The sequence below is a fragment of the Mycobacteriales bacterium genome, from assembly GCA_035995165.1.
Lineage (GTDB): Bacteria > Actinomycetota > Actinomycetes > Mycobacteriales > CADCTP01 > CADCTP01.
The window spans coordinates 1-24894 of record DASYKU010000027.1 but is presented as its reverse complement, the minus strand read 5'-3'; the positions used below and the strand labels follow the sequence as shown (position 1 = coordinate 24894).

24 protein-coding genes are annotated in these 24894 nt (G+C 74.1%); 13 read left to right on the top strand and 11 right to left on the bottom strand.

The features are described 5' to 3' along the window. Positions 1-35 precede the first annotated feature (35 nt). The 8 genes from VGP36_04880 to VGP36_04845 all read right to left on the bottom strand — a co-directional run bounded on the left by VGP36_04880 (position 36) and on the right by VGP36_04845 (position 5832). Positions 36-200: a hypothetical protein gene (locus VGP36_04880; protein ID HEV7654062.1), complete on the bottom strand. Its 165-nt coding sequence runs from the start codon at positions 198-200 to the stop codon at positions 36-38. Between the two features lie 128 nt (positions 201-328). After that, positions 329-661 (bottom strand): hypothetical protein, encoded by a 333-nt coding sequence (locus VGP36_04875; GenBank protein ID HEV7654061.1) that lies wholly within the window; start codon positions 659-661, stop codon positions 329-331. Between the two features lie 40 nt (positions 662-701). Beyond that, positions 702-1730, bottom strand: coding sequence for a glycerophosphodiester phosphodiesterase (locus VGP36_04870; GenBank protein HEV7654060.1), 1029 nt, complete (start codon positions 1728-1730; stop codon positions 702-704). A 69-nt stretch (positions 1731-1799) separates the two neighbouring features. Then, complete coding sequence (locus VGP36_04865; GenBank protein HEV7654059.1) at positions 1800-2840, bottom strand: ABC transporter ATP-binding protein; 1041 nt, start codon at positions 2838-2840, stop codon at positions 1800-1802. Next, complete coding sequence (locus tag VGP36_04860; protein HEV7654058.1) at positions 2837-3664, bottom strand: ABC transporter permease; 828 nt, start codon at positions 3662-3664, stop codon at positions 2837-2839. The genes VGP36_04865 and VGP36_04860 overlap by 4 nt, the downstream gene beginning before the upstream one ends. Further along, a complete protein-coding gene (gene modA, locus VGP36_04855) occupies positions 3661-4461 on the bottom strand; it encodes a molybdate ABC transporter substrate-binding protein (GenBank protein HEV7654057.1) in 801 nt (266 codons plus the stop codon). The genes VGP36_04860 and modA overlap by 4 nt, the downstream gene beginning before the upstream one ends. Then, positions 4458-4871, bottom strand: a complete 414-nt coding sequence (locus tag VGP36_04850; GenBank protein HEV7654056.1) for a TOBE domain-containing protein — start codon at positions 4869-4871, stop codon at positions 4458-4460. The genes modA and VGP36_04850 overlap by 4 nt, the downstream gene beginning before the upstream one ends. Before the next feature lie 67 nt (positions 4872-4938). Beyond that, positions 4939-5832, bottom strand: coding sequence for a M15 family metallopeptidase (locus VGP36_04845; GenBank protein ID HEV7654055.1), 894 nt, complete (start codon positions 5830-5832; stop codon positions 4939-4941). 24 nt (positions 5833-5856) lie between these two features. On the opposite strand from VGP36_04845, the gene VGP36_04840 reads away from it, so the two are divergent. Next, positions 5857-6456, top strand: coding sequence for a class I SAM-dependent methyltransferase (locus VGP36_04840; protein ID HEV7654054.1), 600 nt, complete (start codon positions 5857-5859; stop codon positions 6454-6456). Here VGP36_04840 and VGP36_04835 read toward each other — a convergent pair. Then, a complete protein-coding gene (locus tag VGP36_04835; GenBank protein HEV7654053.1) occupies positions 6453-6887 on the bottom strand; it encodes a MarR family winged helix-turn-helix transcriptional regulator in 435 nt (144 codons plus the stop codon). The two genes, VGP36_04840 and VGP36_04835, sit on opposite strands and share 4 nt — an antisense overlap. Positions 6888-6962: 75 nt before the next feature. Between VGP36_04835 and VGP36_04830 the strand changes: the two genes are divergently transcribed. Further along, positions 6963-8369 carry an MFS transporter gene (locus VGP36_04830; GenBank protein HEV7654052.1) on the top strand — a complete coding sequence of 469 codons (1407 nt, stop codon included), beginning with the start codon at positions 6963-6965 and terminating at the stop codon, positions 8367-8369. A gap of 3 nt (positions 8370-8372) precedes the next feature. On the opposite strand, the gene VGP36_04825 is transcribed toward VGP36_04830, so the two are convergent. Then, on the bottom strand, positions 8373-8636 hold the full coding sequence (locus VGP36_04825; protein ID HEV7654051.1) for an EAL domain-containing protein: 264 nt from the start codon (positions 8634-8636) through the stop codon (positions 8373-8375). 115 nt (positions 8637-8751) lie between these two features. Between VGP36_04825 and VGP36_04820 the strand changes: the two genes are divergently transcribed. The 11 genes from VGP36_04820 (at position 8752) to VGP36_04770 (ending at position 23620) form a co-directional block, all read left to right on the top strand. Further along, positions 8752-10491: an ATP-binding protein gene (locus VGP36_04820; protein ID HEV7654050.1), complete on the top strand. Its 1740-nt coding sequence runs from the start codon at positions 8752-8754 to the stop codon at positions 10489-10491. 262 nt (positions 10492-10753) lie between these two features. Further along, on the top strand, positions 10754-11908 hold the full coding sequence (sbcD, locus tag VGP36_04815) for an exonuclease subunit SbcD (protein ID HEV7654049.1): 1155 nt from the start codon (positions 10754-10756) through the stop codon (positions 11906-11908). Continuing rightward, positions 11905-14301 (top strand): SMC family ATPase, encoded by a 2397-nt coding sequence (locus VGP36_04810; protein ID HEV7654048.1) that lies wholly within the window; start codon positions 11905-11907, stop codon positions 14299-14301. Before sbcD ends, VGP36_04810 begins: the two co-directional genes overlap by 4 nt. After that, complete coding sequence (locus VGP36_04805) at positions 14298-15236, top strand: DNA double-strand break repair nuclease NurA (GenBank protein ID HEV7654047.1); 939 nt, start codon at positions 14298-14300, stop codon at positions 15234-15236. The genes VGP36_04810 and VGP36_04805 overlap by 4 nt, the downstream gene beginning before the upstream one ends. 57 nt (positions 15237-15293) lie before the next feature. Next, positions 15294-16394: a glutamate-cysteine ligase family protein gene (locus VGP36_04800; GenBank protein ID HEV7654046.1), complete on the top strand. Its 1101-nt coding sequence runs from the start codon at positions 15294-15296 to the stop codon at positions 16392-16394. Further along, entirely contained in the window at positions 16391-17302 is a 912-nt protein-coding gene (locus VGP36_04795) for an FAD-binding oxidoreductase (GenBank protein HEV7654045.1), read from the top strand. The genes VGP36_04800 and VGP36_04795 overlap by 4 nt, the downstream gene beginning before the upstream one ends. Positions 17303-17448: 146 nt before the next feature. After that, the gene (locus tag VGP36_04790; GenBank protein HEV7654044.1) at positions 17449-18201 is read left to right on the top strand and encodes a DUF2470 domain-containing protein; all 753 of its coding nucleotides are present in this window, start codon (positions 17449-17451) and stop codon (positions 18199-18201) included. Between the two features lie 165 nt (positions 18202-18366). Continuing rightward, positions 18367-19263 carry a GAF and ANTAR domain-containing protein gene (locus VGP36_04785; GenBank protein ID HEV7654043.1) on the top strand — a complete coding sequence of 299 codons (897 nt, stop codon included), beginning with the start codon at positions 18367-18369 and terminating at the stop codon, positions 19261-19263. Between the two features lie 232 nt (positions 19264-19495). Beyond that, the gene (locus VGP36_04780) at positions 19496-20323 is read left to right on the top strand and encodes an MIP/aquaporin family protein (GenBank protein HEV7654042.1); all 828 of its coding nucleotides are present in this window, start codon (positions 19496-19498) and stop codon (positions 20321-20323) included. 33 nt (positions 20324-20356) lie between these two features. Further along, positions 20357-21874 carry a glycerol kinase GlpK gene (glpK, locus tag VGP36_04775; protein ID HEV7654041.1) on the top strand — a complete coding sequence of 506 codons (1518 nt, stop codon included), beginning with the start codon at positions 20357-20359 and terminating at the stop codon, positions 21872-21874. Positions 21875-21955: 81 nt separating this feature from the next. After that, positions 21956-23620 (top strand): glycerol-3-phosphate dehydrogenase/oxidase, encoded by a 1665-nt coding sequence (locus VGP36_04770; GenBank protein ID HEV7654040.1) that lies wholly within the window; start codon positions 21956-21958, stop codon positions 23618-23620. Positions 23621-23696: 76 nt separating this feature from the next. Here the strand turns inward: VGP36_04770 and VGP36_04765 are convergent. Further along, on the bottom strand, positions 23697-24894 hold a 1198-nt coding region (locus VGP36_04765), incomplete at its 5' end, for an alpha/beta hydrolase (GenBank protein HEV7654039.1).

Genomic DNA, 24894 nt, shown 5'->3' with positions numbered 1-24894 from the left:
TGCCGCCGCGCCGGCACCCCCGGGCCTTCACCGCCTCACTCGGCGATGAGGAAGCCGTAGGTCACGCCGAGCACGCCGTCGACCGTCAGCAGGCCGAGCGCGCCGAGGCCGAGCACGGGCTCGTCCCGGCGCAGCATCTCGACCACGAACCCGGTCGCCACCACGGCGACGACCAGTACGAGCACGAACAGGAACCGCATGCGTCTCTCCTTCGCGGGCGCACGCCGGACTCCGGCGTACGACGAGGACGCGGTGCGCGGGACTCCGCCACCGCCCGGACCGGGACGCGCGTGATCTCCGCCCCGGGTCGGGGGCGGCGGGCGCGTCGCTAGCGGGCGGTGGGTGGGGAGCGGCCGCCGGCGGCCGGGACCGCGGCGGGGGAGAGGGCGGCGGACCGGCCGGCCGCGGCGGCCGGGGCGGTCCCGGCCAGGCTCCGGGCCGGCGTCGGTGGCGGGGCGGCCAGAGGTTCGGAGGCGCGGGGTTCGGGCCGGGGCGCGATCGCGACCGGGCTGATCCCCGGCGGCAGGGCCGAGCCGGTCGCGGCCGGGCCGGCCGCCGCCCCCGCCGCCACCGACGAGTACGGCGTGGCCCAGGCGCAGCCGACGCCGACCAGGGCGGCGAGCAGCGCGGACAGCAGCCCGGCCCGCACCCTGGTCCTCACCGCGAGGACTTTACCGGCGGCGGCCCGGCCGCGGGCCCGCTCAGCCGACCCGGCGGCGGGCGCCCACCTCCCGCTCGTACGCGTCCCGCGCCTCGCACGCGGTGTCCCCGTTGTCGCTGAACAGCCCGTCCACCCCCAGCCGGAAGAACCGGGCGTACTCGCTGAACGCGTCCCCGTACGCGCCGGGCTCGCTCCCGCAGCGCAGCTCCAGCGGCAGGAACGCGTTCTCGTTCCGGAACGTGTACGGCATGACCGCCAGCCCGGCCGCGTGCGCCTGCCGGACCAGCCGGGTGGCCGGCAGCGACCCGCCGGCCGGGTCCCGGGGCACGATCTGGGTCTTGTCCGGCCCGAGCACCCCGGCGTACCGGGCGATCTGGCGCAGCCCGGCCGGCCGGACCAGGTCCGCGTACGTCCGCGGGTCACCCGCCGCGACCAGGTCGTACGGCGCCCCGGTGGCCGCGGTCAGCTGGATCAGCCCGACCTGCAGCTGGGAGCGCAGCTCGACCAGGTTGGAGACCTCGAAGGACTGCACGTGGATCCCGGCGCCGGGCCGGTCGAGCCCGGCACCGGTCAGCGCCTTGACCAGGGCCGGCTCCAGCGGCAGCCCGCGCTCCCGGAAGTACGTCGGGTGCTTGGTCTCCGGCGCGATCCCGATCCGCCGGCCCTGCTGCCGGGTGGCCCGCTCGGCCAGCTCGATGATCTCCTCGAAGGTGGGGACCTGGTGCCGGCCGTCGTAGAGCGCGTTGTGCGGGCGCAGCTGCGGGATCCGCTCGACCGCCCGCAGCGTCCGCAGCTCGGCCAGCGTGAGGTCGTCGACGAACCAGCCGGTGACCGGCACCCCGTCCACGGGCCGGGTGGTGCGCCGGTCCGCGAACTCGGGCCGCCGGGCCACGTCCGTGGTCCCGGAGATCTCCGGCTCGTGCCGGGCCACCAGCACGCCGTCCCTGGTGATCACCAGGTCGGGCTCGATCACGTCCACGCCGAGCCGGACCGCCAGCTCGTACGAGGCGAGCGTGTGCTCCGGGCGGTAGCCGGCGGCGCCGCGGTGCCCGATCACTGGAAGGCTCATCGCCGCTCATCACAGGTGAAGCAGCCGACCGTGGCCCCAACTGCGGCTGAGCGTCAGGCGAACGAGTGTCTACACCGGATAGACGTTCAGCTCGGTCGCCTTCGCCGAGACCCAGATCTCGGCGCCCGCGGTGAGGTCGAGCTCGGCCACCGCGTCGGTGGTCACGTCGGCCAGCACGTCCGGCTTTCCGGTGACCGCGACCCGGACCCGGTCGCCGACCGCCTCCACCCCGGAGACCCGCCCGGCCCAGACGTTGCGCGGGCTGGACCGTTCGGGGTACGTCCGGTGCAGCACGACCGCGGACGGCCGCAGCGCCACGTGCACCTCGCCGGTGGTCCGGTCGGCGAGCACCAGCTCGCCGCCGCCGCCGTCGAGCTCGACCCGGTCGCCCCGAGCCGTGCCGCGGTAGAGGTTGAGCCCGAGCAGCCGGGCCACGTAGTCGGTCCGCGGCCGCCGGGCCACCTCGGCCGGCCGTCCACTCTGGACGATCCGGCCGCCCTCCAGCACGATCAGGTGGTCGGTGAGCACCATCGCCTCGACCGCGTCGTGGGTGACGACCACGGCCGGCCCCCCGTACGAGGTGAGGTGCCGGCGCAGGTCGGTGCGCAGGGTCAGCCGGGTGCCCGCGTCCAGCGCGGCCAGCGGCTCGTCCAGCAGCAGCAGCCGGGGCCGGTACGCCAGCGCCCGGGCCAGCGCCACCCGCTGGGCCTGCCCGCCGGACAGCTGCCGGGGCCGGTGCCCGGCGTGGTCGGCCAGGCCCACCTGCTCCAGCCAGCCGGCCGCCTCCGTCCGGGCGGCGGCCCTGCGCATCCCGCCGGCGCGCAGCCCGTACGCGACGTTGTCCAGCGCGGTCAGGTGCGGGAAGAGCAGGTAGTCCTGGAACACCACGCCGACGTTGCGGTCCTCCGGCGCCCGGCGGCCCAGGTCCTCGCCGTCCAGGGTGACGTGGCCGTCGGTGAGCGGCTCCAGCCCGGCCAGCGCGCGCAGCGCGGTCGTCTTGCCGGCCCCGTTCGGCCCGAGCAGGCCGAGCACCTCGCCGTCGGCGACCGCGAACGCGACGTCCACGGTGAACGTCCCCCGCCGGACCACGAGGTGCGCGTCCAGGCTCACGTGCCGGTCCCCACCCGCAGCACCCGCTCCCGCAGCGAGACCAGGATGATCACCGAGACCACCAGCAGGACCAGGGACAGCGCGATGGCCGCGTCCGGGTCGGTCTCCAGCGCCAGGTAGACCGCGATCGGCATGGTCTGGGTCCGGCCCGGGAAGTTGCCCGCGAAGGTGATCGTCGCGCCGAACTCACCCAGCGCGCGGGCCCAGCACAGCACCGACCCGGCCAGCACGGACGGCCCGATCATCGGCAGCGTCACCCGCCGGAACGTGGTCCACCGGCTCGCGCCCAGCGTCGCCGAGGCCTCCTCGAACCGCGGGTCGGCCGCCCGCAGCGCACCCTCCACGGTGACGATGAGGAACGGCATCGCCACGAACGCCTCCGCGATCACCACCGCGTACGAGGTGAACGGGATCGTGATGCCGAACCAGCGGTCCAGGTACTGCCCGAGCAGCCCGCGCCGGCCCAGGGCCAGGAACAGCGCGACGCCGCCGACCACCGGCGGCAGCACCAGCGGCAGCGTGACCAGCGCCCGCAGCAGCGACCGCCCCGGGAACGTGACCCGGGCCAGCACCCAGGCCAGCGGCACCCCGATGACGATCGAGACCGCGGTCGCCGCCGTCGCGGTGATCAGCGACAGCTTCAGCGCCTCGCCGACCGTCGAGTCGGACAGCAGTGCGGGCATCGTCCTCCACGGCGCCCGGACCAGCAGCCCGACCAGCGGCAGGACCAGGAACAGGATCGCGACGACCGCCGGTACGGCGAGCGGCCACGGGGCGCCGGAGCGCCGCCGCGGCCGCAGCCGTTCGGTGGTGGAGACCGTCACGGACCGGCGAAGCCGGCGTCCGCCAGCACCTTCTCGCCGTCGGCGGACAGCACGTAGTCGACGAAGGCCGCGGCACCGGCCGAGTTCGGTGCGGCCTTCAGCGAGGCGATCGGGTACGAGGTCGAGGCGTTCTGCGCGTCCGGGATCTCGATGCCCTTGACCTTGGCGCCGGCGGCCTGCACGTCGGTCTTGTAGACCACGCCCGCGTCGACCTCACCCAGCTGCACCGCGGTCAGCACCGACTTGACGTCCGCGCCCTCGGTCACCGGCTTGACGGTCAGCTTCTGCTTGTCGAAGACCTGCTTGGCGGTCGCGCCGCAGGGCACCTGGGCCTGGCAGAGCGCGACCTTGAGGCCGGCCTTGGTCAGGTCCGAGACCTGGGTGACCTTGCCGGGGTTGTCCGGCGGGACCGCGATCTCCATGACGTTGTTGGCGAACGTCGTGGAGCCGGTCGCCTCGTCGCCGATCTGCGTCATGTTCTTGGCGCTGGCCGAGGCGAACACGTCCGCGGGGGCGCCCTGGATGATGCTCTGGGCCAGCGCGGAGCTGGCGCCGAAGTTGAACTTCACCGTGGTGCCCGGGTGGGCCGCCTCGAACTGCTTGCCCACCGTGCCGAACGACTCGGTCAGCGACGCCGCCGCGAAGACGGTGATCGTGCCGGTGACGACGCTGCCGGAGGACGAGGCGGACGGCGCGGCGGATCCGGATCCGGACGCGCTGTCACTGGCGTTGTCGCCGCAGCCGGCGACGAGTGCGAGGGCGGCGACTGCGGCCGCCGTCCCGAGTAGACGCTTCACCGCTGCGGAACCTCCACCACGACATTGGTCGACTTCACGGCCGCGATGGCCACGACTCCGGGCTCCAGGCCCAGGTCGTCGGCGGCCTCGCGGCTCATCAGGGACACCACCCGGAACGCACCGGCCTGCAGCTCCACCTGAGCCATGACCTTGTCCCGGGTCACCCGGGTCACGATGCCCCGGAAGCGGTTGCGGGCCGACTCGGCCACGACGAGGCTCTCGGCGACCGGCACCGGCGGCGGCTCGGCGCCCTTGCGGACCAGGAAGTCGGCCAGCACGGCGCCGTCCACGGCCAGCCGGGCGCCGGGCTCCTTGAGCGTCGGCAGCCGTCCTGAGTCGGCCCAGCGACGCACGGTGTCGTCACTGACGCCGAGCAGCGAGGCGACCTCGCTGATCCGGTACGTCGGCACGGGGTGACGTTAGCACCGCGTCCGCGGGCCGTTGCGCGGAAAACGACCGAATGTGCGGTACGGACGCTCAGTGGCCGGTGGAGGAGAAGTGCATGTAGTCCGTCGGCGAGGTCCAGGACCCGCCCCAGGTCCAGCCGACGGCCCGGAACGCCGCCACCACCGGCCCGGTCGCGGTGATCACCCCCGGCAGCACCCGCCCCCGGTCCAGGTACGCGGTGGCCAGCTCCGGGATCACCCGCGTCCCGCTCAGGTACGGGTTCTGGAACGGGTTCACGTCGATCGCCCGGCCGAACGCGTGCGCGGACCAGGTCGTCGTCCCGCGGGTGGCCCGGCAGACGAACGCGGCGGTGGTGTTGCCGTCCCCGGTGGGCTTCGCGGCCACCTCGGCCGGGCTGGTCACCACCATCCGCTCCATCGGGAAGCCGGCCGCGAACAGCCGGGAGAACACGGTGACCGCCGCGTCGGCGATGTCCCGGTGCAGGAGCAGCTCGCCGGTGTGCGGCCGGCCGTCGAAGCCGCGGAAGGTGACCGTGACGTACCGGAGCTCGGCCAGGGTGACCGGGCAGCCGGCCGTCCAGGTCGAGCGCCGGACCACGCTGTCGGGCACCGGGGTGACGGTCGAGTGGAAGGCCCCGTCCGCGGGCGGCGGCAGCACGTCGGTGGTGACGATCCGGCGGTCGAGCAGCTCGGGTGGGGTCGGCCGGGCCGCCGGGTAGCCGGCCGGGCCGACCGCCAGCACCCGGGTGCCGAGCCAGCCCGGCGCCGGGCTCGCCCCGGTGTCCACCGGCGCCGGGGTGGTGGTGACCGGTTGCCGGGTCGTGGACGGCGCCGCCGCGGTCGGCACCATGGTCGGGACGGCCTGCGTGGTCGGCGCCGCGACCGGTGTGGCGGCGGGCGAACCGCAGCCGGCCAGCGCCAGCGCGCCGCCGACCAGCAACCACGCCCTGCGCCCCCGGCTCATCCCCTGAGGGTAGGTTCCGCCGGCATGAGCCTGCCGCCGGACTACTTCGACCGGCTGTACGACGAGTTCGAGGACCCCTGGGGCTTCGCCACCCGCTGGTACGAGCGGCGCAAGCACGCGCTGACCCTGGCCGTGCTGCCCGAGGCCCGCTTCGGCGACGCGCTGGAGGTCGGCTGCTCGATCGGCGTGCTCACCGCCGGGCTGGCGGAGCGCTGCGACCGGCTGGTGGCGATCGACCCCAGCGCCAAGGCCCTGGCCGCGGCCCGGACCCGGGCCCCCGGCGTGGACTTCCGGCAGGGGACCGTCCCCGGCGACTGGCCCGCCGGGACGTACGACCTGGTGGTGCTGTCCGAGGTCGGCTACTACCTCGACACCGACGACCTGTCCGCGCTGCTGGACTACACGGCGGCCGACCTGGCCCCGGACGGGTTCGTGGTCGCCTGCCACTGGCGGCATCCGGTCGCGGACTACCCGCAGACCGGCGACGCGGTGCACGAGGCGATGGCGGAGCGCTGGCCGCGGCAGTCCCGGATCGAGGAGGCCGACTTCCTGCTCGACGTCTTGCACCCCAGCGGTCCGTACACCGTCGCCACCCGCGCCGGCCTGGTGCACCCGCAGGACTAGCGGGGTCCGCGGGCGAGCTCGTCGCGCAGGGCCTCCAGAGCCGGCAGGGCGGCGAGGACGGCCTTCTGCTGGGTGGCCGGCAGCCGGCTGACCGCGGCCGAGACGACCGCGGCCCGGCCGGCCTTGACCCGCTCGTCGCTGCGCCGCCCGGCCCCGGTCGGCGAGACGGTGGCGCTGCGCAGGTCGCTGGGATCCGGCACCCGGCTGATCAGGCCCATCGTGTCGAGGATGCCGACCACCCGCGAGGTCATGGTCGGGTTGAGCCCCTCCAGCTCGGTCAGCTCGGAGATGCTGACCGAGCCCCGCCCGACCACCAGCCCGAGCACGGAGGCCTGGGTCGGGGTAAGCCCCTCCCCGGTCGAGGACGCGTTGAGCTGCCGGGCCAGCTTCGAGATGACCCGGCGCAGCCGGATCGCGCCCTCCTCGTCCATACCGCCATCCTCCCCGAGCCCACAGCGACGCAGATCATTTAGTTGCTTGCCGGCAAGCAGAGTACTGTCACCGGAGTGGCCGTCGTCCAGGTAACCGAGCCGGACCGGGCCGCTCCGGCCGGGAACGACCCGCTGCCGCGCCGCTGGACGATCTTCGCGATCGTCTCACTGGGCCTGCTGATGGCCTCGCTCGACCAGACGATCGTCGCCACCGCGCTGCCGACCCTGCAGTCCGACCTGCACGCCGAGGTCAACTGGAGCAGCTGGACGATCACGATCTACGCGCTCGGCCAGATCCTGGTGATGCCGCTGGCCGGCCGGCTGGGCGACCAGTTCGGCCGGCGCCGGATCTTCATCGGCGCCGCCGTGCTGTTCACCGTCGCCTCGCTGGCCTGCGGGCTGGCCGACGACATCTACCTGCTGGTCGCGCTGCGGGCCGTGCAGGCCATCGGCGGCGGCGCGCTGATGCCCTCGGCGACCGGGATCGTGTCCGCGCAGTTCGGCCGGGACCGGGACCGCGCGCTCGGCCTGTTCGCCAGCGTCTTCCCGATCGGCGGCATCCTCGGGCCGGTGCTCGGCGGCGTCGTGCTGACGTACTGGTCCTGGCGGGGCATCTTCCTGGTCAACGTGCCGATCGGCGTGGTGCTCGTCGTGGCCGCGGCGCTGCTGATCCCGCGCGGCGAGCGGACCGAGCAGGGCCGGGTGGACCTGCTCGGCATCCTGCTGGTCGGTACGACGCTGCTGCCGGCGATGTTCGGCATCGCCTACCTCGGCGGCGGGTCGGGCTCGGTGCTCGCCCCCGCGTTCCTGCTCCCGGAGCTGGTCGCGGTCGCCTCGCTGGTGCTGTTCGTCCGGCACTCGCGGCGCTCGCCGGACCCGTTCATCCCGGCCCGGCTGCTCACCGGCCGCGGCTTCGGCGTCATGAACGGGCTGAACTTCCTCTACGGCTGCGCCGCCCTCGGCTTCGGTGCGCTCGTCCCGCTCTACGCCGAGCAGCGCTTCGGCATCGGCAGCCTCGCCGCCGGCACGCTGCTCTCGGCCCGGGCCGTCGGCATGATCGGCACCGCGGCGCTGGCCGTGCTGCTCATCCGGCGCACCGGCTACCGGCGGCCGATGCTGCTCGGGTTCGGGCTGGTCGTGCTCGGCATGCTGGCGCTGGCGGCCGAGCCCTGGCACCTCTCGCCGTACGTGTGGCTGGCGGTCGCGGCCGCGGTGACCGGCGTCGGCATGGGCACTGCCACCCCCGCGTCCAACAACGCCTCGATGTCGCTGGCCCCGCAGGACGCGGCGGCCATCGCGGGCCTGCGCGGGATGTTCCGGCAGACCGGCGGCATCACCGCGATCTCGGTGACCTCGGCGATCCTGGCCCGCAGCGCCGACCCGGGGCTGACCCAGGCCTGGGTGTTCGTCGCGTTCGCGGTCATCCTGCTGGCCTCGATGCTGCTGATCTCCCGGGTGCCGGACTCGCGCGGCAGCTGGTAGCGCTCAGCCGACCGGGGCCATCCGGATGGCGATCTCGTCGCTGCTGGCGGCCCACTCCAGGAACAGCCGGGCGTCGGCCTCCGGCAGCGGCCGGGAGACCAGGAAACCCTGCACCGCGTCGCAGCGGGCGTCGCGGACCAGGGCCAGCTGCTCGGGCGTCTCCACCCCCTCGGCGACGACGGTCAGCCCGAGCGAGCGGCCGAGCTTGGCCACCGCGTGTACCAGCGAGCCGGAACCGTCCCCGCGTTCAGTACCGACCGTGCACATGCTACGTACTGAGAGTAATCAGTGCCGCCGCCTTGACCGGACCGCGGCCCGGCGTGGGTGTCACCCGGGGCCCGCGGAACCCCGTACCGTATGCCGGTCCCGGTCGAACGAGGGGGTGGACGCGGCGGAGATCGACGATTCGGTGGGCCGCGTCGCCGGCACCGAGGACGCCACCCCGCTGGTGTTCCGGGTGGCGGTCCGGCCCGAGGCGTACCTGCAGCTCGACGACGTGGTCGTGACCTCGCGGGAGGTGCCGGGCGCGGGTTCGGTGACGGTGGCCGGTGTGGTCACCGAGGTGACCGCGCGGCACGAGGGGGCGCAGTTCGCCTCGGACGTGTTCCTCATCTCCGACGGCGTGCTGCCGGCCCAGGTGCAGGAGACCGCCGAGATCGCGACCACCCGGACCGAGCCCGAGGTCTGGGTGCCGCCGCGCCCGGGCGCCGCGGTCTACCGGGCCGTGGACGAGGCGCGGGACCGGGCGCTGTGCTTCGACCGGATGGAGCGCAAGGTCCCGGTCGGCCTCGGCCGCGACGGCCTGCCGGTCTACCTCGACCTCGACTTCCTCGACGGCTCCCGCGGCGCGCACGTCTCGATCAGCGGCATCTCCGGCGTCGCGACCAAGACCAGCTTCGCGCTGTTCCTGCTGCACTCGCTGTTCCGCTCGGGCGTGCTGGGCAACCGGGCCACCAACGCCAAGGCGCTGGTGTTCTCGGTCAAGGGCGAGGACCTGCTGTTCCTGGACGCGCCGAACACCCGGCTCGACGACGGCGTGGTCGGCAGCACGGCCCGCAAGCAGTACGAGCGGCTGGAGCTGCCGGCCGAGCCGTTCCGGTCGGTCGCGTTCTTCGCCCCGCCCCGGCCCGGCGACGTCACCGGCCGCCCGAACGTCACCGGGCGGACCGACGGGGTGGGCGCGTTCTGGTGGACGATCGCCGAGTTCTGCACCCAGGAGCTGCTGCAGTACGTCTTCGCCGACGTCGAGGACGAGCGCAACCAGTACACGATGGTCGTGCACCAGGTCGCCACCCGGCTGCGCATGCTCGGCGCGCCGGCCGGCAACGACGGCGCCTGGAGCGTCGACGGGACGCTGCTGCGCACGTACGACCAGCTGGTCGACTTCGTGATCGCCAAGGTCAGCGACGACGACAGCCGGTACGAGTGGGCCGGTCCCGCGGTCGGCACCGGCACCGTCAACGCGTTCGTCCGGCGGCTGCGGTCCTCGCTCAAGGCGATCCGGCCGCTGGTGCGGGCCGACCTGCCGATGACCTCCCAGCACTCGATCTCGACCGAGGGCCAGCAGGTCACGGTCGTGGACCTGCACGCGCTGCCGGACCGGGGCCAGCGGTTCGTGGTCGGCGTGGTGCTGCGGGCCGAGACCGAGCGCAAGGAGTCGGCCGGCCCGGGCGGGCTGCTGTTCACGATGATCGACGAGCTGAACAAGTACGCGCCGCGGGAGGGATCCAGCCCGATCAAGGAGCTGGTGCTGGACATCGCCGAGCGCGGCCGGTCGCTCGGCATCATCCTCATCGGGGCCCAGCAGACGGCGTCCGAGGTGGAGCGCCGCGTCATCGCCAACAGCGCGGTCAAGGTCGTCGGCCGGCTCGACCCGGCCGAGGCCGGCCGCCCCGAGTACGGCTTCCTGCCGGCCTCGCAGCGGGTCCGGGCCACGCTGGCCACGCCGGGCGCGATGTTCGTGTCGCAGCCGGGCATCCCGGTGCCGCTGGCGGTGGAGTTCCCGTTCCCGGCCTGGGCCACCCGGCAGAGCGAGCGCGGCGGCCCCCCGGTCGCCCTGCCGTCCACTGTGGACGATCCGTTCGACCTGCTGCCGCCCGACGACGACCCGCCGCCGTTCTGAGGGTCAGCCGGCGTCCTTCGCGGCGTCCCGACCGTTCCCGCGGTCGATCTCGATCCAGGCGTTGACCCGGCCGTTCGCGCGCAGCTCGGTGGGCAGCGGTGAGGTCGGCACGGGTGATCCGGTCCCGCGCCGGCCGCCCGCCCCACCGCGCCCGGCCCCGGCCGCCCGTGGGCGGATCTGGGGCCTACCGGCGTGGACGGTCCGGTCCGGGCCGTCCGCGGACGTACGGTGTCGCGGTCGGCCGGCCCGGGAGGAGGGGACAGTGCGCTTCCTGCACACCTCCGACTGGCACGTCGGCAAGACCCTCAAGGGGCACGACCGGCTGCCCGAGCAGCGTGAGGTGCTGGCCGAGATCGTCCGCATCGCCGCAGTTGAGCAGGTCGACGCGGTGCTGGTGGCCGGCGACCTGTACGAGACCGCGACCCCGGGCGCGGAGGCCCAGCAGCTGGTGATCCGGACGCTGCTGGCGCTGCGGGACACCGGCGCGCAGGTGATCGCGATCGCCGGCAACCACGACCACGCGCCGACCCTGGACGCGTACCGGCCGCTGGCCGGGGCGGCCGGCATCACCCTGGTCGGCCGGGTCCGGCGGCCCGCGGACGGCGGGGTGATCGCCTTCGACGCCCGCTCCGACGGCTCGCCGGTCCGGATCGCAGCGCTGCCCTTCCTCTCCCAGCGGTACGCGGTGCGCGCGGCCGAGCTGCTCCAGCACACCCCGGCCGAGAACTCGGCCGGCTACGACGCCTGGGTCCGCGGCATCATCGCCGCGCTGGCCACCGGCTTCGACCCGGCCGCGGTGAATGTCGTGCTCACCCACCTGACGGTCACCGGGGCCGCGATGGGCGGCGGCGAGCGGCAGGCGCAGTCGATCTTCGAGTACCACGTGCCGGCGGCGGCGTTCCCGGCCGAGGCGCACTACGTCGCGCTCGGGCACCTGCACCGCCGCCAGTCCGTCCCGGCGCCGTGCCCGGTGCACTACAGCGGATCGCCGCTGCGGGTGGACTTCGGCGAGGTCGACAGCTCGCCGGTGGTGCTGCTGGTGGAGGCCGCGCCGGGGGTGCCGGCCCGCGTGACGGACGTGCCGATCACCTCGGCCCGGCGGCTGCGCACGGTCCGCGGGACGCTGGCCGAGTTGGCCCGGCTGGAGGTCGATGCGGCTGATCTGCTGAAGGTCGTGGTGGCCGAGCCGGCCCGGGCGGGGCTGCGCGAGGAGGTCCAGGAGCTGCTGCCGGGCGCGCTGGAGGTGCACGTCGAGCGGGCCGAGCCGGCCGGGCACACCCCGGCCCGGCCCCGGACCGACCGGGCCCCGGGCGAGCTGCTGCACGACTACCTGCGCGACCGGGACGTCGCCGACCCCCGGGTCGAGGCCCTCTTCGCCCGGCTGCACGACGCCCTCGTCGCGGGAGAGACAGCGTGAGGCCGGTCCAGCTGGACCTCGACGGGTTCGGCTCGTTCCGGACACCGTCCACTGTGGACTTCCGCGACGCCGACTGGTTCGCGCTCGTCGGCCCGACCGGGGCCGGCAAGTCGACCGTGGTCGACGCGATCATCTTCGCCCTGTACGGCTCGGTGCCGCGCTGGGAGGACCGGCGGGCGGTCGGCTGGGCGCTGGCCCCGACCGCGACCCGCGGTGTGGTCAAGCTGGTCTTCGACGTCGGCTCCGAGCGCTACACCGCGGCCCGGGAGCTGCGCCGCTCGGCCCAGGGCAAGGTCACCGTGAAGAACGCCCGGCTGGAGCGGGGCGGCGAGGTGATCGCGGCCGACGGCGAGGTCAGCGCCGCGGTGGAACGGCTGCTCGGGCTCTCCTACGACCACTTCGTCCGCTGCGTGATCCTGCCCCAGGGGGACTTCGCCCGGTTCCTGCACTCCACCGCGAAGGAGCGCCAGGACACCCTGGTCGACCTGCTCGGCATCCGGATCTACCGGGAGATCGCGGAGCGGGCCCGGGCCGAGGCGGCGACCCGGCGCCAGCAGGCCGAGTTCGCCGCCGGCCACCTGGCCGGGTATGCGGACGCGACCGAGGCGGCCGAGACCGCCGCGGCCGGGCGGGCCGACGCGCTGCGGGCGCTGGCCGCGACCGTCGCGGCGACCGTGCCGGAGCTGGCCGAGGCCGCCCGGGCGCTGTCCGCCGCCGACACCGAGGTCCGCCGGCTGACCGGGGAGCGGACCCTGCTGGCGGCGCTGCGGGTGCCGCCCGGACTGGAGGAGCTGGCCGAGCGGGGCCGGACCGCGGCCGCCGCGCTGGCCCTGGCCGACGACGCGCTGGCCGGCGCGGAGAAGGTGGACACCGCCGCCCGCGACGCTCGCGACGACGCCGGCGACCGGGCCGCGCTGGAGCAGGCCCGGGACGCCTGGGCCGAGCTGGCCGAGGTGACCGCCGCGCTGCCGGCCGCGCTGTCCGAGCGGGCCGCGGCCGACGCGAGGGTGCAGGCGGTGGAGCGGGACGGCGCCGCCGCCCGGGAGGCCGTCACGGCGGCCGGAGAGCAGCGGGAGCGGCTGCGGACCGCCAACCTGGCCGCCGCGTTGCGTCCGCATCTGGTCGCGGGCGAGCCCTGCCCGGTCTGCGACCAGCCGCTGGCGATGCTGCCGATCGAGCACCCGGCCCCCGACCTGCCCGCGGCCGACCGGGCCGTCGCGGCCGCCGACGCCGAGGTGGCCCGCCTGCAGAAGGGCTGGCAGGCGGCCAGCCGGGCCGCCCACACTGCCGGCGGCCGGGCCGACCAGCTCGCCGCCCGGGCCGAGCAGCTGCGGTCGCGGCTGGCCGGCCGGCCGGACGCGGCCCGGGTCGGCGCGGCCCTGGCCGAGCTGGAGAAGGCCGAGCAGGAGGCCCGGGCCGCCGACCGCGCGGTCCGGGACGCCCGCCGGGCCCGGGAGGCCGCGGCCGCCGCCGACCGGGACGCCGGGGCCAGGCTGGCCGCCGCCCGGGCCGGGCTGGACGCCGCCCGCGACCCGCTCGTCGCCCTGGGCGCGCCACCGCCGGAGCGGGCCGACCTGGCCGCCGACTGGCTCGCGCTGGCCGACTGGGCGCTGGCCGCGGCCGAGCAGCGGGACGCCCAGGTCGTCGCGGCGGGTCAGGGCCGGGCGGCGATCGCGGCCACGCTGGCCGACCGGGAGGCGGCGCTGCGGGCGGAGCTGACGGGACACGGCGTCGAGATCGACCCGCGCCGGCCGCTGGCCGAGGCGGCGGAGCCGGCCGTGGTCGCGGCCGAGGGGCGGGCCCGGGGGACGGCGGCCCGGATCGCCGAGCGCCGGGCCGAGGCCGGCGCGCTGCGCGAGACCGTCCGGGCCGCCGAGGAGGACGCGGCCGTGGCCAAGCTCCTCGGGCAGCTGCTGCGGGCCGACGGCTTCGAGCGCTGGCTGCTGACCTCGGCCCTGGACGTGCTGGTCGCGGATGCCAGCGCGACCCTGCTGGAGCTGTCCGGCGGCCAGTTCGAGCTGACCCACGACGGCAAGGACTTCGAGGTCGTCGACCACGCCGACGCGGACAGCCGCCGGCCGGTACGGACCCTCTCCGGCGGGGAGACGTTCCAGGCCAGCCTGGCGCTCGCGCTGGCGCTCTCGGCCCAGCTGGCCGGGCTGGCCGTCGGCGGCACCGCGCGGCTGGACACGATCGTGCTGGACGAGGGCTTCGGCACCCTGGACGAGTCCACTCTGGACGTCGTCGCGTCCACTCTGGAGAGTCTCACCGCCGGCGGCGACCGGATGGTCGGCGTGGTCACCCACGTCGGCGCGCTGGCCGAGCGGGTCCCGGTCCGGTTCGCGGTCACCCGGACCGCGGCCGGCTCCAGCGTGGAACGGCAGGACGTATGAGGTTCTGGGTCGACGCGTGGGACCCGGCGTACGGGACGAGCCCGGACCAGGAGCCGCTCGGCAGCTCCGAGACCGGCACCGACCCCGCGCTGGAGGTGCCCCCGCCGCGGTGGCGTCCGATCCCGGCGCGCTCGCTCCAAGGCCCGGACGCGATCCACTTCGTCGACGGCGTCCGCCGGGTCGACGCGCACATGTGGTTCGAGTCCGACGGCGGTGCGGTCGCCGGCCTGGCCGCCTCGTACGCGGCCGGGGTGGTCAGCTGCCGGCGGGGCGAGGCCCGGGCCGACCTGATCCGGGTCAAGCGCGGGCTGTTCACCCCGGCCAAGGGCGTACCGGACCTGCGGATGAGGCTGGCCACGTACGAGGCCCAGAAGGCGGACGCGGACGACGACCTGCGGCTGTCCAACGCGCTGCAGGGGGCGATGGCCGACACCGAGGCCGAGTGCGCGCTGCTGGCCCGGACCGAGCCGGACGACCTGCTCGTGCTGGACGGGCCGCTGTCCCGGCGCGGCCAGCTGGCCCGGGTGCTGGGCATGGTCAAGACGCACCGGTCCCGCTACCTCGACCCGGGGCTGCACGCGCTGGTCGGCGAGCTCGGCCCGGCCGAGCGGACCCCGGTCTTCCGGCTCGGCTCGGACTGGCCGCGCTGCTCCTGGTACCTGCGGCTGCCCTGCCGGCCGGGTGCGCCCTGGGCCGGGGTGGTCCGGATCGAGTGCCCGGACCTGCCGCTGGAGGACGTGCTGGAGCTGGCCGCGCTGTCCCAGGCCGTGCTGCCGCGGTACGCCTCGGTCGAGCACAAGGACCCGCGGGCGCCGCAGAACCTCTACCCGATCGGCGGGCTGGAGCGGCTGCTGCGACGCCGGCTCGGCGACCGGCTGCTGCTGGAGCGGGCGCTCCGCACCGCCGCGGCCGGACCCGTGCTGGTACCCGCGTAGGGGCTTGTCCCGCCTGCACCCGTGCAGTCAGGTATGCCTTACCTGGACGGAGGTGGGATGGCGGGCGACCCGGCACGGCTGCGGTTCGGCATCGAGGCGGAGTTCGCGCTGGTGCACCGCGAGCGCGGGTTCTGCGACTTCAGCAGCCTGAGCTACGCCGAGGCGCAGCGGATCGTGGACCGGCTGCCCGACCACGGCGACCCCGACCTCACCCGCGGCGACCTCGCGGTCAAGCTCACCCGCTGGTACGTCGAGGGCGACGAGCGCTTCGACGAGGACGGCGCGTTCCTGGCCTGCGTACCCAAGGGACTGGAGACCCGGACCCCGGTCCGGCCCACGATCGCCGCGACCGTGGCCCAGCTGGCCGGGCAGACCGCCGAGCTGGCCCGGGCCGCGGCCGTGGACGGCTTCCGGCTGGCCAGCGTGGGCCGCAACCCCTGGCGGGACTACCGGCCGGACCCGCCGTACAACGGCTGGGAGACCGCGATGCACGCGCGGAAGCCGGAGTACGCGGCGCCCGAGGCGTACATGGTCGGGTACGGGCCGGACGTCAACCTCTCGCACCCGGACTGGGACCCGGACAAGGTCCTGGACGTCGGGCGCAAGCTCACCGCGCTGTCCCCGGCGCTGGTCCCGTTCTCCTTCTCCTCTCCTTTCGCCGCCGGCGAGGTGGTGGCGCTCTCGACCCGGACGCTGATCCGGGCGCCGGCGCGGCCGTCCGCGCGCGCGTTCCTGCCGGCCGCACGGCCGCCGGTCGGCGTCGCGGCCCGGATCCCGGCCGAGATCGGCCGGATCGAGTTCAAGGCCTTCGACGCCCCGCCCACCCCGGACCTGTACGGGCCGCTGCTCGCGCTGGTCGCCGGGCTCGCCCTGGACGACACGATCGGCGCCCGGGCCGACCGGCCCGACCCGGGCGCGCACGAGCGGGCGGCCCGGCACGGCTTCGACGATCCGGACACCCGGACGGCAGCCGGTCACGTTCTGGACGCGGCCGATCGGGCGCTTGCCGGTACCCTCGGCGGGGGAGTGCTGGAACCGCTGCGGCAGCTGCTGGATCGGCGCCGTACTCCCGCGCACGACCTGATCGACACCTTTCGCCGCACCGGTGAGATTCCCCTGCCGGAGCCGTACCGTCCCCCGGAGCGGGAGGCGCGTTGAGGAGCACGGTCGCCGTCGTCGGGTGCGGGCCGATCGGTGCGGCCACGGCGTACGGGCTGAGCCAGGCCGGCGTCGGCGGCGTCACGCTGGTGACCGGCGACGGCGGCACGGCCACGTACCGGAACTCCGGCGGCGCGGTCTGCTGGCACCGCAACGACGCCGAGAAGACCGCGATGATCAAGGCGACGGCGGACTTCGTCCGGCTCCGGGTCGCGGCCGGGGCCCGGATCCGCTACCGCGAGCAGCCTTACCTCTTCCTGGACGAGGGCGTGCTGGTGCCCGCGCTCAACCTGGCCGCCGGCGACCTGGTCGCCGACCTGGCCGGGCTGGCCGCGCAGGCCGGGGTGACCGGCGCCGACCTCGGCCGGGTCACCGGGATCGAGCCGGTCGACGGCGGTCACCGGGTGGTCGGGGACCGCGGCGTGCTGGAGGCCCGGGTCGTCGTGCTCGCGCTCGGCATCGGCAACGCGGACCTGGTCGACGTGCCGTACGGGCGGGAGAAGCGGCAGCTGTTCGTGCTCGACCTGCCGGTGGACGGGGACCGGGCCCGGCTGCCGCACCTGGTCGCGCCGATCGGCGACGGGTACGCGTACGTGTTCGTCAAGCCGATCGAGGACCGGCTGCGGCTGGTGCTGGGCCAGGAGGACCTGGTCGCCGACGAGGACCTGTCCGGCCCGGTCGACCACCTGGCCGCGCTGCTCGACGCCGGGGTCGCCGACCGGTTCCCGTTCCTGCGCCGGGCCGGCACCGAGCAGGTGCTCTGGGGCGTCGACTGGCGGGACAAGCTGCCCCGGATCACCGAGCACCGGCCCGGCTTGTTCTCGGTGGGCTGCGGCTCGGCCGTCCGGGCCTGCGTGCCGATCGGGGCCCGCGCGGCCGCCGCCGTGGCAGCTGTGCTCGCAGCCTGAGACCCGGTGCCGGCTGACCGGCGGGACGACCCTGAGACCCAGTGCCGGCTGACCGGCGGGACGACCAGGAACACGGGTAGGGCTGGTTCTTCCGCGCCCACTCCGTTAACTTAGGCTTGCCTTACCTAAGTGGAGGTGGACGAAGAGTGCCGAACCCGACCCCAGCCGAGCGGGCCCGGACGACCGTGCGGCTCTCGCCGTACCTGCGGGTGCGGACGCCCGGCGCCTGCGCCGAGGTGGACCTGCACGGCACCGACCCGGACGGGTCCGTGGTGCTCGTGCTCGCCGAGGACAACCCGGTGGTGACGGCCGTCCGCGGCGCCACCGGCGACCTGCCGGTCCTCGTCGACGCGGCCGACTTCTGCCCGGTGCCGGTCGCCGACCGGGTCCGCGGCCGGGTCCGGCTGATCGGCTGGGTGCACGAGCCGCTGCCGCAGCTGCGCCGCGAGCTCGCCCTGGCCGCCGCCGACCGGGACGGTGCCGGCGCGCTGCTGGACATCGGCCGGGGCCGGACCGTGCTCTACGTCGACGTGGTCGAGGTGCACGTCGCCGGGACGGGGACCGACCCCGACGACATCGGCGCGGTCGCGGTCCTCCGGCCGCCGGACTATGCCGCCGCCCGGCCCGATCCGCTGGCCGGTACGGAGGCCGCGCTGCTGGGCCACCTGGTCTCCGGCCATCCGGCCGAGCTGCGCCGGCTGGCCGCCCTGCTGCCGGCGGAGCTGCGGGACGGCGCGATCCCGGTCGCCCTGGACCGGCACGGTCTGGTGCTGCGGTCGCGGGGTCAGGACGTCCGGATCCCCTTCGGTGCGCCGGTGCACTGCGCCCGCGAGCTGCCCGCGCGGATGCGGGAGCTGCTGGCCCGGGCCGCGCCCGCCCCGGCCACCCGGCGCGCCTGACCGGCCGCGCGATCGGTCGCAGCGGCCGGACCCGGTGCCGTACCGTCCTGGGTGTTGGCTCGATTTGACACGGCGATATCTTCGAGCGGTCCCGGGCCGGTTCACGCCCACGAGCCCTGCCGGGACGCCGGACCGGACGGGAAAGACTGCCGTATGTCCTCGGATGTGACTCTGCCGCAGCCGGTCGACGACGCCGCCGACCGCGTCAACCTGCGGTCGGCCCGCCCGGCCGACGGCAGCGGGATCGACGGCCTGCAGCTGACCGCCCAGATCACCGCCATCGACGGCGTCAGCCTGGACGGGGTGGCGGTCCGCAGCCTCGATGCCGCCAACCCCCAGGACACCGCGCCCCGCCCGCTGGAGAGCCGCGCGCTGGCCGTCCAGTTCGCGGCCGTCGCCCGGGCCATGGCGTCCGCGCCGACCGTCGAGGCGACGCTGCAGCGGATGGTCGAGATCGCCAGGCTGATCGTGCCCGGCTGTCACCACGCCGGGATCACCGTGCTGCGCCGGGGCAAGCCCGAGACGCCGGCCGCCACCGACGAGGTCTCCGGCGAGGTCGACAAGGTCCAGTACGAGACCGGCGAGGGCCCCTGCCTGTCCGCGATCGTCGAGCGCGACACGTTCCGTACCGGTGACCTCGCCGAGGAGACCCGCTGGCCCAAGTTCTCCCGGCCGGCCGTGGAGCGGACCGGCGTGCGCAGCGTGCTGGCGTACCGGCTGTTCGCCGACGGGGACACCTTCGGCGCGCTCAACCTCTACTCGCGGGAGCGGGACGCCTTCGACGACGACGCCGTCGGGGTCGGCTCGATCCTGGCCGCGCACGCGGCGCTGGCCTTCGCCCGGGCCCGGGAGCGGGAGCAGATCTCCGGGCTGGAACAGGCCGTCGCGAGCAACCGGGCGATCGGCATGGCGATCGGCATCCTGATGGCGATCCGGCGGGTCGGGCAGGACGAGGCCTTCGATCTGCTCAGGACGGTCAGCCAGCGGACGAACCGCAAGCTGCGGGAGATCGCGGACGACGTCGTCCACACCGGACAGCTCCCGGAGCCCCCCGCCAGGTAGCCGTTCGGGGCCCGGCGGGACGGGCCGGGATTGTCCGCCTCGTCCCGGACCGGCTCCGATTGCCGCCCGCTGGCGAATCCGCTGGATCGGTTTTGACACCTCCGCCGGTGGATCACCGGACGGTGTTCGAAATGCCGACCGAAGATTGTTGCCGCCCTATGTCGGGCGCCCTACGGTCATGGTCAAGTCGGTGAGCAGGCTCACACCGACGCACCGAATCGTGGGAGGACGCATGCCGCAAGTGTCGAGGCTCGGCCCGGTCGGCGAGTTGGCCGCCGAGTTCGCCGGCACGATGATCCTGATCCTGTTCGGGACCGGGGTCGTCGCCCAGGTGGTCGCCGGTGGTATCGGTGACCACGACAGCATCTCCTGGGCCTGGGGCCTGGGCGTGACCCTCGGGGTGTATGTAGCGGGACGGATCAGCGGTGCGCACATCAACCCGGCGGTGACGATCGCGCTGGCGGTCTTCGCGGGGTTCTCCTGGCGCAAGGTCCTGCCCTACATCGGGGCCCAGACCCTCGGGGCGTTCATCGCCGCGCTGCTCGTCCGCTGGAACTACACCGAGGTCCTGGCGGCGGCCGACCCCGGCAACACGATCAAGACCCAGGGCGTGTTCTCGACCCTGCCCGGCAACGGCGTGCTGCCGGTGAGCGAGTGGGGCGCGCTGCGCGACCAGATCATCGGCACCGCGATCCTGCTGTTCCTCATCCTGGCGATCACCAACGTGCGGGCCACCCCGCCGCTGGCCAACATGGCGCCGCTGCTCATCGGCCTGCTCGTGGTCGCCATCGGCATGGCCTGGGGCACGGACGCCGGCTACGCGATCAACCCGGCCCGCGACTTCGGCCCGCGGCTGGCGTCCTGGCTGACCGGCTACGAGACAGCGTGGCGGGATCAGTACGGCAACTTCTACTTCTGGGTGCCGATCGTCGGCCCGATCATCGGCGGCCTCATCGGCGCCGGTCTCTACCAGTCCCTGGTCGGGCGGTTCATGCCGGCCGAGGGCTCCGACGCCGAGCCGGAGGCCGGCCGGATTCCCACCGACAACGAGACGCTGTGATCGAGCAGTCCGCACCACCGAGAGGAACCTCTGATGGCTGAGTTCGTGGGCGCCGTCGATCAGGGCACCACCAGCACCCGCTTCATGATCTTCGACCACTCGGGCAACGTGAAGGGCATCCACCAGCTCGAGCACGAGCAGATCCTGCCGCAGGCCGGCTGGGTCGAGCACAACCCGACCGAGATCTGGTCGCGTACCGAGACGGTCATCAAGACCGCGCTGAACAAGGCCAACCTGAGCGCGTCGGACCTGGCCGCGGTCGGCATCACCAACCAGCGCGAGACCGCGGTGGTGTGGGACCGCAAGACCGGCCGACCGTATTACAATGCGATCGTCTGGCAGGACACCCGCACGGACCGGATCGCCTCCGCGCTGGAGCGGGACGGCAAGGGCGACACGATCCGGCAGAAGGCCGGCCTGCCGCCGGCGACGTACTTCTCCGGCGGCAAGGTGCAGTGGATCCTGGAGAACGTCGACGGGGTCCGGGAGGCGGCCGAGCGCGGCGACGCGGTCTTCGGCAACACCGACGCCTGGCTGCTGTGGAACCTCACCGGCGGCACCGACGGCGGCGTGCACATCACCGACGTCACCAACGCCTCCCGCACGATGCTGATGAACCTCGAGACGCTCGACTGGGACGACGAGCTGCTCGGGTTCTTCACCATCCCGCGCTCGATGCTGCCGGAGATCCGCCCGTCCTCCGACCCCAACGGGTACGGCACGACCCGCGCCACCGGCCCGCTCGGCGGCGAGATCCTGCTCACCGGGGACCTCGGCGACCAGCAGGCGGCCACCGTGGGCCAGGTCTGCTTCGCCCCCGGCGAGGCCAAGAACACCTACGGCACCGGCAACTTCATGCTGCTGAACACCGGCACCGAGCTGGTCCGGTCCAAGAGCGGCCTGCTGTCGACGGTCTGCTACAAGTTCGGCGACGAGCCGGTCGTGTACGCGCTGGAGGGCTCCATCGCGGTCACCGGCTCGGCCGTGCAGTGGCTGCGCGACCAGCTCGGCATCATCCGCGGCGCGGAGGAGTCCGAGACGCTGGCCCGCGGGGTCGAGGACAACGGCGGGGTCTACTTCGTGCCGGCGTTCTCCGGCCTGTTCGCGCCGTACTGGCGCTCGGACGCGCGCGGCGCGATCGTCGGGCTGTCCCGGTTCAACACCAGCGCCCACATCGCCCGCGCCACCCTGGAAGCGATCTGCTACCAGAGCAAGGACGTCGTGGACGCGATGGCCAAGGACTCCGGGGTCACCCTGGACACGCTCAAGGTCGACGGCGGCATCACCGCCAACAACCTGTGCATGCAGATCCAGGCCGACGTCCTCGGCGTCACGGTGAGCAAGCCGGTGGTGGCCGAGACCACGGCGCTCGGCGCGGCGTACGCGGCCGGGCTCGCGGTGGGCTTCTGGAACAACACCGACGAGCTGCGCGAGAACTGGAACGAGGACAAGAACTGGCAGCCGGCGTGGTCGGATGAGCAGCGCCAGGCCGGGTACGCGGGATGGCAGAAGGCCGTGCAGCGCACACTGGACTGGGTGGAGGTCGACTGACCTGCCGTCCTGCTAGGAGGAACCACTGTGGGAACCGCCGTAGCGCTGTCACCCCGGGCCCGTGCCGAGGCACTGGACCGGATGGCGGAGACCGAACTGGACGTGCTGGTCATCGGGGGCGGCGTGGTGGGCGCCGGCTCCGCGCTGGACGCCGCCACCCGCGGCCTGCGGGTGGGCCTGGTCGACGGTCGTGACCTGGCCAGCGGTACGTCCAGCCGGTCCAGCAAGCTGCTGCACGGCGGTCTGCGCTACCTCGAGATGCTCGACTTCGGGCTGGTGCACGAGGCGTTGCGGGAGCGCGGGCTCATCATCGGTGAGCTCGCGCCCCACCTCGCCCGGGCCCTGCCGTTCCTCTACCCGCTGCAGCACCGGGTCTGGGAGCGGCCGTACGTGGGGTCCGGGATCCTGATCTACGACGCGATGGCGCTGGCGTCACCGGCCGGGGTGCGCGGCCGGCTGCCGCACCACAAGCACCTCACCCGGCGGGGCGCGCTGAAGATCGCGCCGTCGCTGCGCAAGGACGCGCTCATCGGCGCCGTGCAGTACTACGACGGCCAGGTCGACGACGCCCGGCACACGATGAACATCGCCCGGACCGCGGCCCACTTCGGCGCGCAGATCGCGACCCGCTCCCGCGTCGTCGGCTTCCTGCGCGAGGGCGAGCGGGTCACCGGCGCGCTGGTCCGGGACCTGGAGAGCGACCGCTCGATCCAGGTCAGGGCCCGCCAGGTCATCAACGCGACCGGCGTCTGGACCGACGAGACCCAGGCCCTGGTGGCCGCCCGCGGCCAGTTCCACGTCCGCGCGTCCAAGGGCGTGCACCTGGTCGTGCCCAAGGACCGGATCCACTCCGACGCGGCGCTGATCCTCCGTACGGAGAAGAGCGTCCTGTTCGTCATCCCGTGGGGCCGGCACTGGATCATCGGCACCACCGACACCGACTGGGACCTGGACAAGGCGCACCCGGCGGCGACCGCGGCCGACATCGACTACATCCTCCAGCACGTCAACTCGGTGCTGAACACCCCGCTGACCACCGAGGACGTCGAGGGTGTGTACGCGGGACTGCGGCCGCTGCTGTCCGGCGAGTCCGAGTCGACCTCGAAGCTGTCCCGCGAGCACATGGTCGGGCACGCGGCCCCGGGGCTGGTCGTGATCGCCGGCGGCAAGTACACGACGTACCGGGTGATGGCCAAGGACGCCGTCGACGCGGCCGCGAACGCTCTGGACGGGCGGGTGCCGAAGTCGGTCACCAAGAACACGCCACTGGTCGGCGCCGACGGGTACCACGCGCTGTGGAACCAGCGGCACCTCATCGCGCAGCGCTCGGGGCTGCACGTCGCGAGGATCGAGCACCTGCTCAACCGCTACGGCGCGTTGGTCGACGAGGTGCTTGAGCTGGTCGAGAAGGACCCGTCGCTCGGCGAGCAACTGCCCGGCACGCAGGACTACCTGAAGGCCGAGATCGTGTACGGCGCCACGAACGAAGGTGCTCGGCACCTGGACGACGTACTGGCCCGGCGTACCAGGATCTCGATCGAGGCCTGGGACCGTGGGGTCGAGGCAGCGGAAGCGGCCGCGCGGTTGATGGCACCGGTTCTCGGCTGGGACGAGGCGACGATCGAACGTGAGGTCTCCTTCTACCAGCAGCGGGTCCAGTCCGAACGCGACTCCCAGGACCAGCCCGACGACGAGTCCGCCGACAAGGTTCGCCTCGGCGCCCCGGACATCGTGTCACCGGCCTGAGGCTCGCCTTTACCCAGCTTGTTGCGTCCGAAGAACGGCGGGTTGTAGCCCTCGGTTCTTCGGACGTTGGCGTCTGTCAGCGGGGTGGTGGGTTGTTCCCGGCGATGATCTGGCCCATCGTGTCCAGCCCGGCGTTGCCGCCGGGCGGTTCACGGAGGTAGCTGTCGTGGGCGGCGACGGTGTAGTCGTACTGCGGCAGCTTGTTGCCGGGGGAGTAGGGCGAGTAGCCGCTCGTGGAAGGAATTGCCGAGCCCACGGGTGGGCCAGGCTCTGAGTTGTAGACGCGTGCGCCGAAGCCGTTCTCCGATGGATCGGCACCGAACACGCTGGTGTCGGCGATCGGGTCGTGGGGTGACTCGACCACCCAGACGTGCTCCTTGCCGACACTGAGCTGGTCCGCGGTGTCGACCCCGAAGCCGGGGCTCCCGGCGCCGATGATCTCGTCGGCCGCCAAGGTCCGGCCCTGGGACGCGGCGAAACCGGCGACCGTCGAGCCGTAGCTGTGGCCGACCACGGTGGTGTGCGCCGGCGGCCCGGGTGCGTGGGTCGTCCGCAAACCTTCCTGGAACGAGACGAGCCGCGCGGCACCGTCCTCGGCCTTGCCCGGCCAGATGGCGCCTGGGATCGAGTCGGGGGAGTCGTAGTCGAGCCAGGTGATCACGGAGGTGCTCGGTCCGTCGGCTATCTGTGGTGAGCCGGCCCGGACTGCCGCGCGGTGGAGGGCGTCGCCCTGGTTCAGCAGGCCGTCGGCCTGGCTGAGGTCGGTCAGTGAGCCGGGTACGAAGGTGGCGACGTTCTTCGCGGTATCCGGGTTGCCTCTGGCAACGATGAAGCGGCCTTCGCTGGACGGGTCGACGCCGAGCAGGAAGAATCCGTCCGCATCCCTGGAGACTGTCGGTTGCGAGTCGAGTCGGGCGTTGATGGCGTCGATCCCGCTGATCTTCCCGTTGATCCGGTCGATCTGGCTCCGGATCGCCGGGTTCAGGGATTGACCGCCAGGGCTGTGGTCGTCGAGGAGCTGGCCTTCCAGCCTGGTCCGTTCTGCCACCAGAGCCTCACGCTGGCGACCGATCAGGATCCGGTTGGCCTGGTCGCGGGCCGTCACCGGGATGCCGTCGCGGTTGCCGATCAGCTCCGGATGTTGCTGGATGAGCTGGGGCCGGAGCTCCGCGGGCACCTTGTTCCACCACGCTGCGACCTCCGCGGGACTCGCCCCCGGCGGCGGATACCCAGCCAAAGGATCAGCCCGTACTTCGGCCGCCGGGTCTGCGTTC

What these genes read in the sequence shown, in the direction of transcription:
- VGP36_04800 (HEV7654046.1), top strand. Translation starts at nt 15,294, where the DNA reads ATGGCGGGCGACCCGGCACGGCTGCGGTTCGGCATCGAGGCGGAGTTC.
- VGP36_04880 (HEV7654062.1), bottom strand. Translation starts at nt 200, where the DNA reads ATGCGGTTCCTGTTCGTGCTCGTACTGGTCGTCGCCGTGGTGGCGACC.
- VGP36_04840 (HEV7654054.1), top strand. Translation starts at nt 5,857, where the DNA reads ATGAGCCTGCCGCCGGACTACTTCGACCGGCTGTACGACGAGTTCGAG.
- VGP36_04835 (HEV7654053.1), bottom strand. Translation starts at nt 6,887, where the DNA reads ATGGACGAGGAGGGCGCGATCCGGCTGCGCCGGGTCATCTCGAAGCTG.
- VGP36_04845 (HEV7654055.1), bottom strand. Translation starts at nt 5,832, where the DNA reads ATGAGCCGGGGGCGCAGGGCGTGGTTGCTGGTCGGCGGCGCGCTGGCG.
- VGP36_04870 (HEV7654060.1), bottom strand. Translation starts at nt 1,730, where the DNA reads ATGAGCCTTCCAGTGATCGGGCACCGCGGCGCCGCCGGCTACCGCCCG.
- VGP36_04805 (HEV7654047.1), top strand. Translation starts at nt 14,298, where the DNA reads ATGAGGTTCTGGGTCGACGCGTGGGACCCGGCGTACGGGACGAGCCCG.
- VGP36_04780 (HEV7654042.1), top strand. Translation starts at nt 19,496, where the DNA reads ATGCCGCAAGTGTCGAGGCTCGGCCCGGTCGGCGAGTTGGCCGCCGAG.
- glpK (HEV7654041.1), top strand. Translation starts at nt 20,357, where the DNA reads ATGGCTGAGTTCGTGGGCGCCGTCGATCAGGGCACCACCAGCACCCGC.
- VGP36_04825 (HEV7654051.1), bottom strand. Translation starts at nt 8,636, where the DNA reads ATGTGCACGGTCGGTACTGAACGCGGGGACGGTTCCGGCTCGCTGGTA.
- VGP36_04770 (HEV7654040.1), top strand. Translation starts at nt 21,956, where the DNA reads ATGGCGGAGACCGAACTGGACGTGCTGGTCATCGGGGGCGGCGTGGTG.